Source organism: Streptomyces sp. MJM8645 (genome assembly GCF_001625365.1).
In the GTDB taxonomy this organism is placed as follows: domain Bacteria; phylum Actinomycetota; class Actinomycetes; order Streptomycetales; family Streptomycetaceae; genus Kitasatospora.
In genome coordinates, this window is record NZ_LJJF01000001.1 from 3,481,160 (window position 1) to 3,494,003 (window position 12,844).

Below are 12,844 nucleotides of genomic sequence, written 5' to 3' on the forward strand. Positions count from 1 at the left end.
CCGAGGGACCGGCCGGCCGTTGCGCTATCGGCCGATGATGAGGCTCATCGCCTCGGCCCGGGTCGCCGGGTCGCGCAGCTGGCCGCGGACGCACGAGGTGATGGTCTTGGCGCCGGGCTTGCGGATGCCGCGCATCGACATGCACATGTGCTCGCACTCGACCACGACGATCGCCCCGCGCGGCTCCAGGATCCGCATCAGCGCGTCGGCCACCTGGCTGGTCAGCCGCTCCTGCACCTGGGGGCGGCGGGCGTAGACGTCGACCAGCCGGGCCAGCTTGGACAGGCCGGTGATCTTGCCGCTGGCGGACGGGATGTACCCGACGTGCGCCACGCCGCGGAACGGCACCAGGTGGTGCTCGCAGACGGACGTCAGCTCGATGTCCTTCACGAGCACCATCTCGTCGTGCCCGAGGTCGAAGGTGGTGGTGAGGACGTCCTCGGGCTCCTGCCAGAGGCCCGCGAATATCTCCTTGTAGGCGCGCGCGACCCGGGCCGGGGTCTCCAGCAGCCCCTCGCGGTCCGGGTCCTCACCCACGGCGAGCAACAGCTCGCGGATGGCGTTCTCGGCCCGCTTCTGGTCGAAGGTCCCGACGGTGGGTGGACCGTCGAGCGTCACCGGGTCGATCATGCGGGCCTCGCTTACTTGGGACGACTTTGCTGAACAGCACGGATGCCGCGTCTCCAGGGTACAAACCCCGGTGACGCGGCATCCATTCCGTACGGTGCGCGGGATCAGCCCTCGGCGGGCGGCTCCGCGCTCGGCAGCGGCGGGAGCTTCACGATGTCCACCGGGGCGGTGTCGATCGCGGCGGCGCCGTTGGTGAGCGCCAGCTCCTTCGGGGACTGCACCGGAGGCCGGGTGGACGGCGTGCGACGGGACGAGCCCGTCCAGGCCGGCCGGGCCGGGCGCCGGACGATCGTGGCGAAGATCTCCGCGATCTGCTCCTTGTTCAGGGTCTCCTTCTCCAGGAGCTCCAGAACCAGGTTGTCGAGCACGTCGCGGTTCTCGACCAGGATCTCCCAGGCCTCGTTGTGCGCGTTCTCGATGAGCTTCTTGACCTCTTCGTCCACCAGCCCGGCGACCTCTTCCGAGTAGTCGCGCTGGTGGCCCATCTCACGGCCCAGGAACGGCTCCGCGTTGTCCGAGCCGAACTTGATGGCGCCGAGCCGCTCGGTCATGCCGTACTGGGTCACCATGGCCCGGGCGGTGGCGGTGGCCTTCTCGATGTCGTTCGACGCACCGGTGGTCGGGTCGTGGAAGACCAGCTCCTCCGCCGCACGCCCGCCCAGCATGTAGGCCAGCTGGTCGAGCATCTCGTTGCGGGTGGTGGAGTACTTGTCCTCGTCCGGCAGCACCATGGTGTAGCCGAGGGCCCGGCCGCGCGAGAGGATCGTGATCTTGTGCACCGGGTCGCTGTTGGGGCACGCCGCCGCCACCAGGGCGTGGCCGCCCTCGTGGTACGCGGTGATCTTCTTCTCCCGCTCGGACATGATCCGAGTGCGCTTCTGCGGACCGGCCACGACGCGGTCGATCGCCTCGTCCAGGATGCCGTTGTCGATCAGCTTCTTGTCCGAACGGGCCGTCAGCAGAGCGGCCTCGTTGAGGACGTTCGACAGGTCCGCGCCGGTGAAGCCGGGGGTGCGCTTCGCGACGGCCGAGAGGTCGACGTCGGGCGCGATCGGCTTGCCCTTCTGGTGCACCTTGAGGATGTCCAGCCGGCCCTGGAGGTCGGGGCGCTCGACCGAGATCTGACGGTCGAAGCGGCCCGGGCGCAGCAGCGCCGGGTCCAGGATGTCGGGGCGGTTGGTGGCCGCGATCAGGATCACGCCACCCTTGACGTCGAAGCCGTCCATCTCGACCAGCAGCTGGTTGAGGGTCTGCTCGCGCTCGTCGTGACCGCCGCCCAGACCGGCACCGCGGTGCCGGCCGACGGCGTCGATCTCGTCGACGAAGACGATCGCCGGGGCGTTCGCCTTGGCCTGCTCGAAGAGGTCGCGGACGCGGCTGGCGCCGACACCCACGAACATCTCGACGAAGTCCGAGCCGGAGATCGAGTAGAACGGCACCCCGGCCTCGCCCGCGACGGCACGCGCCAGCAGGGTCTTGCCGGTACCGGGCGGGCCGTAGAGCAGCACACCCTTGGGGATCTTGGCGCCGACGGCCTGGAACTTGGCCGGCTCCTGGAGGAACTCCTTGATCTCGTGGAGCTCCTCGACCGCCTCGTCGGCGCCCGCGACGTCCGCGAAGGTCGTCTTCGGGGTGTCCTTGGTGAGCAGCTTGGCCTTGGACTTGCCGAACTGCATGACCCGGGAGCCGCCGCCCTGCATCTGATTCATCAGGAACAGGAAGACCAGGACGATGATGACGATCGGGAGCATCGACAGCAGCAGGCTGACGAAGGTGCTCTGCTTCTCGGGGCTGATGGTGTAGCCCTCGGCGAGCGTGCTCTGGTCGTTGTCGTTGATCTGGGCCTGGAGCTTGTCGGCGATCGCAACACCCTGGTCGCCGATGTACGAGGCCTGGAACTTGCTGCCGGACGGCGTCTTGCCGGTACCGGCGTTGGACAGCGTGGCGCCGTCCTTCAGCTGGATCTTGATCGTGTTCGAGTCACCAGTGGTGATCTGCGCCGACTTGACCTGCTTCGCGTCGATCGCCGCGACGACCTGACCGGTGTCCACCGTCTTGTAGCCGTTCGAATCCGAAACGACCTGCATCAAGACGATGACGGCGAGGACGGCCAGCACGATCCACATGATCGGCGCACGGAAGTATCGCTTGACGTCCATCCATGCGGGGCGTTGCCGCCCCGTCCCTCCTGCCACTCAGCGGCGCCGCGGGCTGGGTGCCGCCGGCGCATCCTGGTCGGTGCTCATGTGAAGAGCGGTTTTAATGGACCGTACCGCAGTCACACCCGCGCATGGCGGGAGCGCAGCGACACGGCCGTCGTTCTTGGTCCCCCCGGTCCAACGGGCGGGAACCGGCTCCTGTTCCCATCCGTAGCCCGAACGGAGTCCTCAGCCCCCGTAGACGTGCGGGGCGAGCGTCCCGATGAAGGGCAGGTTACGCAGCTTCTCCGCGTAGTCCAGGCCGTAGCCGACCACGAACTCGTTCGGAATGTCGAAACCGACGTACTTCACGTCGATCTCGACCTTGGCCGCGTCCGGCTTGCGCAGCAGGGCGCAGACCTCCAGCGAGGCCGGGCCGCGCGAGCTCAGGTTGCCCAGCAGCCAGGACAGGGTCAGACCGGAGTCGATGATGTCCTCGACGATCAGGACGTCCCGGCCGGCGATGTCGGTGTCCAGGTCCTTCAGGATGCGGACCACGCCGGAGGACTTGGTGCCCATGCCGTAGGAGGACACCGCCATCCAGTCCATGGTGACCTGCGAGTGCAGGGCCCGGGCGAGGTCGGCCATGACCATCACAGCCCCCTTGAGGACGCCGACGATCAGCAGGTCCTTGCCTGCGTAGTCCCGGTCGATGCGCTCGGCCAGCTCCAGGAGCTTGGCGTCGATCTCGTCCTTGCTGATGAGCACCTTCGCGAGGTCAGCGCCCATGTCGTTCTGGTCCACCGGGGATACGTCCTCAAACGTTCGGGGTCTGTGTGGCCGGCGGCCGACTACCCCGGGACATGCCCGCCCGTCAGTCGCCCTGCCGCCGAAAGACCAGCGTGCCACACCTGCGGGTGGCCTCGACGCCCCCGGGTAGGTGCAGCGGTCCCTGGCCGCGCCATCCGGTGACCAGCAGGTCGATCGTCTCCAGGTGCCGCGCGAACAGGTCCCCGGCCGGGCAGCCCGCCCGCAGCGCGGCCCGGCGCAGCACCCGGCGGCGGACCGCGGGCGGGAGTTCGGCGAGTTTCACGGCGTCCAGGGCGCCCTCACCCGTCCGGAGGTCGCGTTCGGCCAGGGAGGCCCACTGGTCGAGGGCGTCCGCGTCGTCGCGGAACAGCCGGGCGGTGCGGGCCAGCGCCTCGACCACCCCGCCGCCCAGGTGCTTCTCCAGCACCGGCAGCACCTCGTGCCGGACCCGGGAGCGGGTGTAGGCGGGATCACAGTTGTGCGGGTCGTCCCAGACCGGGATCGCCTGGGCCGAGCAGGCCTGCCGGGTGGCCGCCCGGTCCAGCTCCAGCAGCGGGCGGCGGTAGCGGCCCTTCTGCGCCGGCATCCCGGCCAGCGAGCGGGAGCCCGAACCGCGCGCCAGGCCCAGCAACACCGTCTCGGCCTGGTCGTCCCGGGTGTGGCCGAGCAGCACCGCGACCGCGCCGAGCCGTTCGGCGGCCGTGTCCAGGGCCGCGTAGCGGGCGTCCCGGGCGGCGGCCTCCGGGCCGCCGGACCGGCCGACGCGCACCGGGATCGCCTCGACCGGGTCCAGGCCGAGCGAGCGCAGCCGTTCGGCCACCTGGGCGGCCCGGTCGGCGGAGCCGGGCTGCAGGCCGTGGTCCACGGTGACGGCGCCGACCCGCAGGCCGATCTTGGGGGCTTCGAAGGCGGCGGCGATGGCCAGCGCCATCGAGTCGGCGCCGCCGCTGACGGCGACCAGCACCAGCGGCGAGCCGGGGGCGGCCGGGGTCCGGGGCAGTCCGGACGGGTGCCGGGCGGCGTTGCCGATCAGGGTGGTGCCGACGGCGGCGCCCACCAGGGGCGCCCCGGCCGGGCGCTCGCGGGGCTCGCGCACGGGCGCGGTGAAGGTGGTACCGGCCTCGGCGGCGAGGTCGGTGAGCGTGCGGCGGACGGCCAGGCGTATCGCTGCGACTGCGGGGTGTGGACCCACGGCGGACGACTCCTCGACGGAGGGGAAAGGACGGCGGCTCGCGCGGCTGGGCCGCGCAGCTTCATGAGCGCCCTGTTACCGGGCGCTCACAGATGGTGGCAGAAAGGAGCACCCCGCTACGCCACCCGCGCCACCGGTACGACCACCGTCCCACGTTCGGGTGAATGGAGAAACGTATCTTCACCCTCCGGCTGCCCGATTGGACCACTCGTACGAGCGGGTTTGACCACCACCGACCACCGCGCGGCGCTTGGGGTCCGAGCCCCGTCCGCGCCCGCCTCAGCGGGCGACGCGGGCGACCCAGGAGGCCGGATCGTGGATCTCCTCCTTGGTCGGCAGCGTGTTCGGGGAGGTCCAGACCCGGTTGAAGCCCTCCATGCCGACCTGCTCCACCACCCCGCGCACGAACACCGCGCCGTCCTGGTACTGGCGCAGCTTGGCGTCCATGCCGAGCAGCCGGCGCAACAGCAGGTCGAGCCGGTTCGCCCCGCGGTCCCGGCGCTGCTGGAACTTCTCCCGGATCTCCGCCACCGTCGGCACCACCGCCGGGCCGACCCCGTCCATCACCACGTCCGCGTGGCCCTCCAGCAGCGACATCACCGCCGTCAGCCGGCCCAGGATCTCGCGCTGCGCCGGCGACTGGACGACCTCCATCAGCCCCGCCGACGGCACGCCCTCCCGGCCCCCGACACCCGGCAGCCCGCCGCCGAGCGAACCCGCCGCGTCCCGCAGCCGGTCCAGCAGGGCGCCCGGATCCACGTCCGTCTCCGCCAGGAAGGACTGCACCTCGGACTGGATGTGGTCGCGCAGCCACGGCACCGCGGTGAACTGCGTCCGGTGCGTCTCCTCGTGCAGGCAGACCCAGAGCCGGAAGTCGGACGGGTCGACGTCCAGCTCCCGCTCGACGTGCACGATGTTCGGCGCCACCAGCAGCAGCCGGCCCGGCCCCGGGCCCTCCGGCCCCAGCCGCGGCTTGTCGAACAGCGCCGCCGGGCTGTCCGGGGCCTCCAGCGAAGGCTCCGCCGGGGCGAAGGTCTCGTACTGGCCGAGCACCTTCCCGGCCAGGAACGCCAGCAGCGCGCCCACCTCGATGCCGGTGGCCTTCTCCCCCACCGCGCCGAACACCCCCGCCGTCGGGCTGCTCGCCCGGCGCGCCTGGAGCTTCTCCACCAGCGGCTGGACCACCGTGCGGAAGCCGGCCACGTTCGCCCGCACCCAGCCCGGGCGGTCCACCACCAGTACCGGCGTCGCGGTGGCCGCCGTCAGACTGCTCGACCGCATCCCCGTGAACGCCCGGACGTGCTCCTCGGCCTCCAGCGCGTGCCGGCGCAGTTCGGCGACCACGGCCGCCGCCTCCGCCCGACTCACCTCCGGCCCCGGCCGCACCAACCTGGTCGCGGTTGCGACCGCGAGATTCCAGTCGACCATGCCAGCACCGCCACTCGCGCTCGTCATGCCCTCACCGTACGTGCTCCCACCCACCAGCGGCAGCCACCCGCGACGAACACCCTCACCCCGCCCCCGGCGGGGCCCGGGGCGGGGGCGCGGGCGGGTCAGCGGCAGCCGCAGGTGGCGAGGCGGGCGGCGATGCGGTCCATGGCGGCGCGGGCGGTGTCGGCGGGGGCCGTGGTGCGGGTCATGACGGCGAAGGCCAGAAGGCGGCCGTCGGCGTCGACGACGGTGCCGGCGAGGGTGTTGACGCCGCTGAGGGTGCCGGTCTTGGCGCGGATCAGGCCGGCCGCGGCGGCGGCCCCCGAGCCGGTGCCGTAGCGCTTGCCGAGGGTGCCGGTGAAGCCGGCGATGGGCAGGCCGGTGAGGACCGGGCGCAGGGCCGGGTGCTGGTCGGAGGCGGCCAGGGCGAGGAGTTGGACGAGGACGGCCGGCGGGACGGCGTTGCCCGGGTGCAGTCCGCTGCCGTCGTTCAGGGACACGCCCGTCATCGGCACGCCGAGCTTGGCGAGTTCCCGGGTGACGGCGGTGGCGGCGCCCTCGAAGCTGGCCGGCTGGCCTGCGGCGAGGGCCGCCTGACGGGCCATCGCCTCGGCGAGCTGGTTGTCGGAGGTGGTGAGCATGCGCTCGACCAGCCGGGCGACGGTCGGCGAGTCCACCCGGCCGAGGACGGTGGCGGCGGGGGCGGCCGGGGCGGCGGGGGCGGCCGGGGCGGCGGCGGGCTTGGCCGTGCCGTCGACGGTGACGCCCTGGGCCTTGAGCAGGGCGGCGAAGCTCTCGGCGGCCTTCCCGGCCGGGTCGGCGACCCGGGCCGGCGCCTCGTCACGGCTCTTGGGGTCCACCCTGCCCTCGTCGGCCATCAGCGGGACGACCAGGGCGATGTTCTGCGCGTCGTGGTTCTTGTGCTGCGGGTTGCCCGCGTACATCGACAGGTCGTAGTCGAGCTTGACGGTGGTGGTGCCGGCGGCCTTGAGGGCGGCGGCGGTCTGCCGGGCCAGGGCGTCGAGCGAGGCGGGGGCGGTGTCGGCATCGGCCGCCTGACCACCGATCTGGACCTGGTCGGCGGGCAGCGCGGTGAGCGTCGGGTCGCCGCCGCCGACCAGGGTGATCGTGCCGGGGTCCGCGCCCCGGACCACCCGGGTGGTCAGCCGGGTGTCGCCGGGAATCAGCGACAGGGCCGCGATCGCGGTGGCCAGCTTGGTGGTGGAGGCGGGGGTGCCCGGGGTGTTCTCGCCGGAGCCGTACAGGAGTTGGCCGCCGGCGGCGTCCGCGACGGCGAAGGTGACGGTGCCGAGGCTCTTGTCGGCGACGGCGGCGGCGAGCGCCTGCTGGAGGCCCTGGGCGGTGGGTGCGGCGGCGGAGCCGCCGGCCTCGACGGTGGCCAGGACGGCGCCGGGGGCGGGGGCCGGGCGGGCGCCGCCACCCGGGGCGGGGGCGGAGCCGGTGGGGCCCGTGGAGCCGGTGCCGGTGGGCGTGGAGCCGGCGGCGGTGCCGGGGGCGGTGGGCTGTTCGCCCGGGCGGGTGGCCGGGGTGTCGCCCGGCCCGGGCTTGCCGTCGCCCCTCCCCCGGCCGCCCTTCCCACCGTCGCGGCCGTCCCGGCCGTCGCCCCGGCCGTCGCCCTCGCCGTGCTCGGTGCTGTGGCCGCCGGGGCCCGGGGAGGGCTGCGCGTACGCTCCGCCCGAGGTCAGGACCGTTCCGGCGACCAGCAGGGCCGCTCCGAACAGTCCGGCGGCCGTCCCCCTGCGGCGGCGCGCCGCCCCGACCCCTGTTCCCACCGACCGGCCCCTTTCCCGAGCACTCACTCCCGTAGGAGACACTTGGATTCTGTCAGTCCCTACCTTGGAGGAACCGTTGGAATTCGACGTCCTTATCGAAATCCCGAAGGGCTCTCGTAACAAGTACGAGGTCGACCACGAGAGCGGCCGGCTGCGGCTCGACCGGATGCTCTTCACCTCGACCCGCTACCCGGCCGACTACGGCTACGTGGAGGGCACGCTCGGCGAGGACGGCGACCCGCTGGACGCGCTGGTGATCCTGGACGAGCCGACCTTCCCGGGTTGCCTCATCAAGTGCCGCGCCATCGGCATGTTCCAGATGACCGACGAGGCCGGCGGCGACGACAAGCTGCTGTGCGTTCCGGCCACCGACCCGCGCTGGGAGCACCTGCGGGACATCCACCACGTGTCGGAGTTCGACCGCCTGGAGATCCAGCACTTCTTCGAGGTCTACAAGGACCTGGAGCCGGGCAAGTCCGTCGAGGGCGCCAACTGGGTCGGCCGCGCCGAGGCCGAGGCCGAGGTCACCGCTTCGATCAAGCGTCTGGCGGAGCAGGGCGGTCACTGAGCCGTCGTTCCGATCTCGCTCGATCAGATCGTTCTGAGCAGTTCGAGGTAGGTCGGGGCAGCCGGAGGCCGGGGTTCGCGGATTCGTCCGCGGGCCCCGGCCTTCGCCGTGTCCGGGGCCGGGAGCGGCCGCCTTGCCGACAGCCTGTCGGCAAGACGGCTTGTTAGGTTAGGCTAACCAAAACAATCGGGGCCGAATCCGATCCTGGAGGCCGCATGCCCACGCCCGAGCCCGTCCCGTTCTCCACCGCGCTCCGCACCGCCAGCAGCGAGGAGCACGAGGCCGCGGAACAGTCCTCGTTCATGAGCCACCTGCTGGGCGGACGGCTCGGCATCGAGGCCTACGCCGACCTCACCGGCCAGCTCTGGTACGTCTACCGGGCCCTGGAGAGCCGCGCCGGACACCTGGCGGAGCACCCGCTCGCCGGGCCCTTCATCGACCGGGCACTGCTGCGCACCGCCGCCATCGAGCGCGACCTGGCGCACCTGCGCGGGCCGGACTGGCAGGACGGCCTGGCGCCGCTGCCGGCCACCGCCGCGTACGTCGCGCGGGTGGAGGAACTGGCCGAGACGTGGCCGGCCGGGTACATCGCGCACCACTACACCCGCTACCTGGGCGACCTGTCCGGCGGTCAGATCATCCGCGGCATCGCCGAGAAGACCTGGGGCTTCGAGCGCAAGGGCGACGGCGTGCGGTTCTACGTCTTCGAGGAGGTCGACAACCCGGCCGCCTTCAAGCGCGACTACCGGGCCCGGCTGGACGCGGCCGGGCTGGCGATGGACGAGGTGGAACGGCGCCGGGTGGTCGAGGAGTGCAAGCGGGCCTTCGTGCTCAACGGCGCGGTCTTCCGGGACCTGGACGCGCGCTACCCGCTGAGCGCCTGAACGTTTCCCCGTAGGGCGCACCCGCCTGGGTGCGCCAACGGACCGGCCCCGGCGAGCGGTTGCTCGCCGGGGCCGTCGCGCGTCCCGGGGGTGCGTCAGGAGCGCGCGCCGCGCCGGGTGCGCACCAGCACGGTGGCGCTGCCGCCGACCAGCAGCAGACCGGCCGCGGTGGCCAGCAGCGGGACCACCGGGGTCTGCGAACCGGTGGCGGCCAGCACGCCGCCCGCACCGCCCGCAGCGCCCGCACCGGTCAGGCCGCCGCCGGTGGTCAGCGAGGCGCCGCCGACCGTACCGGTGCCCGAACCCTGGCCTCCGGCAGGCTGGTTGGCGCCGCCAGTACCGGCGCCGGCACCGGACCCGGCGGTCGGCGGGGTGGCCGGCAGCTTGGCGTCCTTGTCGAACGCCAGGGTGGCGCTGACCGGGTCCAGGGCCGTGCCCGCCGGGTAGTTGGAGAACACCGGGACGCCCTCGGCGGTGAGCGTGGCCGGGACGCCGGAGAGCGTCACCACGCCGTTGACCGGCTTCAGGGCGGAGGCGGGCACGTCCAGCTTGGCGATCCGCGCGCCGCTCAGCGACGTCGCCTTGCCGTCGGGGGACTTGCCGTTCACGTCGGCGGTCAGGAAGGCGCCGCCCTGGTCGATCGTCAGGCCCAGCTTGGAGAGCGTGGTGTCGAGCGCCCAGCCGTCCTTGCCGGGGTGGCCGAGGAAGCGGACCGAGCCGTCGAACGCGGCGGTCAGCGAGTGGTCGGCGGTGTTGTAGCCGCCGGTGGCGCCGCCGAAGCGGTAGTCGGCCGCGCCGCCGCCGAACTCGACCTTGCCGCTCGCCATCGGGGTGGCCAGGTACGCGCGGAAGCTCTCCTTGACCTTCCAGTCGAGGGTGCCGTTCAGCACGGGCAGCCGGCCGGGGGCACCGGTGGGCGCCGGGGTCCCGGTCGCGGACGGGGTGGCGCTCGCGGACGGCGAGGCGGTGGCGCTCGGCGACTGCGTCGCGGACGGCGTCGTGGTGGCCGACGGCGTGGCGGTGGGCGTGGCCGACGGCGTGCCGGTGGCGGACGGCGAGGCGGTCGGCGTGCCCGTGGCGGTCGGGGTCGATGTCGGGGTCGGGGCCGTCGGCGAAGCGGTGGCGGTCGCCGTGGCCGTCGGCGACGGCGTCGCCGGGCTCTGCTTCAGCAGCAGCGACAGCGGGTCCATGTCCGTCCCGGCCGTGTAGAAGCCCGCGAAGGCCTTGGCGCCCTGCTCGGTCAGCTTCGCCGCCGTCGGCACCCCGGTAGTGGTGTCCCGCCCGACGGTGAACGTCACCAGCGGCACGTCGTCCCGTCGGGTGACCTCGGTGGCCCCCATCGACTCCTTGGACGCGGTGTCGGCGGTGAGCGTGCCGGTCGTCCCGGCGGTGGTGACCTTGAGGTCGCTGAGGGCGACGTCCAGCGCGCCGTGGTGGGCGGTGAAGCGGACCCCGCCGGTGAAGGAGGAGCTCAGCGCGTGGGTGGCGAGGTCGTACGTGGCGTTCGCCAGGCCGAAGTGGAAGGTGCCGTCGGCGTTGGTGGTGGCGCCGCCGGTCAGTTCGATGGCGCCGCCCTGGGAGGCCGGGCCGCTGACGTAGCTGCGGAAGCTGGCCTTCACGCCCCAGTCCAGCGCGCCGGTGTCGTACGTGACGCTGCCGGGGCCGCCCGCGCCGAAGGCCAGTGCGGGGGCGCCGAGGGCGGTCAGGCCGAGGCCGGCGGTGGCGGCCGCGAGGGCGGCCAGCCGGGTGCGGTTGCGGGACATGGTGGGTACTCCGTTCGGATGGGGCGGGGGGAGGGAGCGGGGGGACGCTCCGGGGTGTCAGGCCGCGTCGCCGGGGCCCGGCGCATCGCCGGGGCCGCCGTCGGCGCCCGCGCCCGACGCGGCGGCCGCGCGGCGGCGCCGGACGAGCAGGCCGCCGATCACGGCGAGCGCGGCCACCAGCACGGCGCCGCCGGCCACGGCCGCCACCGGGAAGCCGCCCTGGGAGGAGGAGGCGACGGGCGCGGCGGAGGGGCTGGTGGCGGGGGTCGCGGTGGCGCTCGGCGCGGTGGCCGGGGCGCTGCCGAGGTCCGGCAGCGGGGGCAGCGCCGCGGCCGGGTCGAGCGCGACGGCGAAGCTCAGCGGGTCCATCTCGGTGCCGGCCGGGTAGAGGCCGCCGAAGGCCTTGGCGCCGCCCTCGGTGAGCTTCAGCGGCACCTCGACGGCCTTCAGCAGGCCGCCCTCGGGCTTGAGGCCGGCCGGGTCGAAGGCGGCCAGCTCGACGCCGGTGAGCTGCTGGGTGGCGCCGTCCGGGGTCCGGCCGGAGACGTCCGCGACCAGTCGGCCCTGGCCGCCGGCCACGGTGACGCCCGGGTTGGCGAGGGTGAGGTCCAGGCCGTAGGTGTCGCCGCTGCGCAGGCCGGTGAAGCGCACGGTGCCGGTGAAGGCGGCGGTGAGGTCGCCGTTCGCGGGGTCGTAGCCGCCCTTGGCCGGGGTCCAGCGGAAGTAGGCTCCGCCGTCCGCCGCGCCGGCGCCGAGTTCCCAGCGGCCCTGGGCGATCGCGCCGGTGACGTAGTCGCGGAAGGTGCGGCGCACGCCCCAGTCGAGGGCGCCGTTGGCGAACTCGGTCCTGGCGGGGGCCTGGGCGCCGGGCGGGGCGGTCGGGGTCTCGGCGGACGGGGTCTCGGCGGTCGCCGACGGCGTCGGCACGGCGGCCGCCGAGGGGGTGGCCGCGGCGGTCGGCGACGGGGCCTGCGAAGTCGGCTGCGCGGCGGGCAGGTTGACCGAGAGGGTGAGCGGGTCCAGGGCCGTCCCGGCGGGGTAGAAGTTGCCGAAGGCCTTGGCCCCGGCGTCGGTGAGGGTGCCCGGCACGTTGCTGAGCGTCAGGGTGCCGGCCGCGCCGCGCAGGTCGACGCCGGCCAGTGAGAGCTCGGCCAGTTTGGCCTGGCTCGCGTTGCTGACCTGTCCGGTGTCCTTGGACTTGCTGCTGACGTCGGCGTACAGCCCGGCCGCGCCGCCCTGGACGGCCCGGACGGTGAGCTGGCCGAGGCTCAGGTCGAGCGCGTTGGCGCCGTTCTCCTGGTGCCCGGTGAACCGGACCCCGCCGGAGAAGGCGGCGGTCAGCGCACCGGTCGCCGGGTCGTAGCCGCCGGTCGCGGAGTGGAACCGGAAGGTGCTGCCGCCGACCGTGGCCGCGCCGCCGTTGAGCGTCCAACTCCCCTTGGCGATGGGGCCGGTGATGTACGTCAGGAAGGACTGCTTGATGCCCCAGTCCAGCCGCCCGCCGGCGACCTTGCCCTCCGCCGCGTGCGCCGGGCCGGGTGAGAGGCCCACCGCCAGCAGGGCGGCGAGGGCGGCCACCAGGGTGGCGGCCAGACGGCGGAGCCGGCTGGACAGGGGCACGGCGGATCACTCCTC

Annotated in this window: 10 protein-coding genes; 2 read left to right on the forward strand and 8 right to left on the reverse strand. The window is 73.6% G+C overall.

Annotated features, from left to right (window positions below; all coding sequences use genetic code 11):
* Positions 1 to 24: 24 nt before the first annotated feature.
* From folE to dacB, 6 genes are all read right to left on the reverse strand, one after another.
* Positions 25 to 630 (reverse strand): GTP cyclohydrolase I FolE, encoded by a 606-nt coding sequence (folE, locus tag A6F73_RS14835; RefSeq protein ID WP_063348250.1) that lies wholly within the window; start codon positions 628 to 630, stop codon positions 25 to 27.
* 104 nt (positions 631 to 734) lie between these two features.
* A complete protein-coding gene (gene ftsH / locus A6F73_RS14840) occupies positions 735 to 2,789 on the reverse strand; it encodes an ATP-dependent zinc metalloprotease FtsH (RefSeq protein ID WP_063348251.1) in 2,055 nt (684 codons plus the stop codon).
* Between the two features lie 228 nt (positions 2,790 to 3,017).
* On the reverse strand, positions 3,018 to 3,572 hold the full coding sequence (gene hpt, locus A6F73_RS14845; RefSeq protein ID WP_063348252.1) for a hypoxanthine phosphoribosyltransferase: 555 nt from the start codon (positions 3,570 to 3,572) through the stop codon (positions 3,018 to 3,020).
* A 70-nt stretch (positions 3,573 to 3,642) separates the two neighbouring features.
* Complete coding sequence (gene tilS, locus A6F73_RS14850) at positions 3,643 to 4,770, reverse strand: tRNA lysidine(34) synthetase TilS (RefSeq protein ID WP_063348253.1); 1,128 nt, start codon at positions 4,768 to 4,770, stop codon at positions 3,643 to 3,645.
* Positions 4,771 to 5,049: 279 nt separating this feature from the next.
* A complete protein-coding gene (locus A6F73_RS14855; RefSeq protein WP_063348254.1) occupies positions 5,050 to 6,225 on the reverse strand; it encodes a zinc-dependent metalloprotease in 1,176 nt (391 codons plus the stop codon).
* A gap of 98 nt (positions 6,226 to 6,323) precedes the next feature.
* On the reverse strand, positions 6,324 to 7,994 hold the full coding sequence (gene dacB, locus A6F73_RS44015; protein WP_063348255.1) for a D-alanyl-D-alanine carboxypeptidase/D-alanyl-D-alanine-endopeptidase: 1,671 nt from the start codon (positions 7,992 to 7,994) through the stop codon (positions 6,324 to 6,326).
* A gap of 76 nt (positions 7,995 to 8,070) precedes the next feature.
* Here dacB and A6F73_RS14865 point away from each other — a divergent pair, with 76 nt between their 5' ends.
* Both A6F73_RS14865 and A6F73_RS14870 read left to right on the forward strand, forming a co-directional pair.
* Positions 8,071 to 8,562 (forward strand): inorganic diphosphatase, encoded by a 492-nt coding sequence (locus A6F73_RS14865; RefSeq protein ID WP_063348256.1) that lies wholly within the window; start codon positions 8,071 to 8,073, stop codon positions 8,560 to 8,562.
* Positions 8,563 to 8,777: 215 nt separating this feature from the next.
* Complete coding sequence (locus tag A6F73_RS14870) at positions 8,778 to 9,446, forward strand: biliverdin-producing heme oxygenase (protein ID WP_063348257.1); 669 nt, start codon at positions 8,778 to 8,780, stop codon at positions 9,444 to 9,446.
* A 95-nt stretch (positions 9,447 to 9,541) separates the two neighbouring features.
* Here the strand turns inward: A6F73_RS14870 and A6F73_RS14875 are convergent, their stop codons facing one another.
* Positions 9,542 to 11,209, reverse strand: a complete 1,668-nt coding sequence (locus A6F73_RS14875) for an HtaA domain-containing protein (protein ID WP_063348258.1) — start codon at positions 11,207 to 11,209, stop codon at positions 9,542 to 9,544.
* A 57-nt stretch (positions 11,210 to 11,266) separates the two neighbouring features.
* Positions 11,267 to 12,829 carry an HtaA domain-containing protein gene (locus A6F73_RS14880; protein ID WP_244293391.1) on the reverse strand — a complete coding sequence of 521 codons (1,563 nt, stop codon included), beginning with the start codon at positions 12,827 to 12,829 and terminating at the stop codon, positions 11,267 to 11,269.
* Between the last annotated feature and the right edge of the window lie 15 nt (positions 12,830 to 12,844).

Excerpts from the sequence above, each read along its gene's own strand:
- folE (WP_063348250.1), bottom strand. The coding sequence starts at position 630 with ATGATCGACCCGGTGACGCTCGACGGTCCACCCACCGTCGGGACCTTC.
- ftsH (WP_063348251.1), bottom strand. The coding sequence starts at position 2,789 with ATGGACGTCAAGCGATACTTCCGTGCGCCGATCATGTGGATCGTGCTG.
- A6F73_RS14855 (WP_063348254.1), bottom strand. The coding sequence starts at position 6,225 with ATGACGAGCGCGAGTGGCGGTGCTGGCATGGTCGACTGGAATCTCGCG.
- A6F73_RS14870 (WP_063348257.1), top strand. The coding sequence starts at position 8,778 with ATGCCCACGCCCGAGCCCGTCCCGTTCTCCACCGCGCTCCGCACCGCC.
- A6F73_RS14875 (WP_063348258.1), bottom strand. The coding sequence starts at position 11,209 with ATGTCCCGCAACCGCACCCGGCTGGCCGCCCTCGCGGCCGCCACCGCC.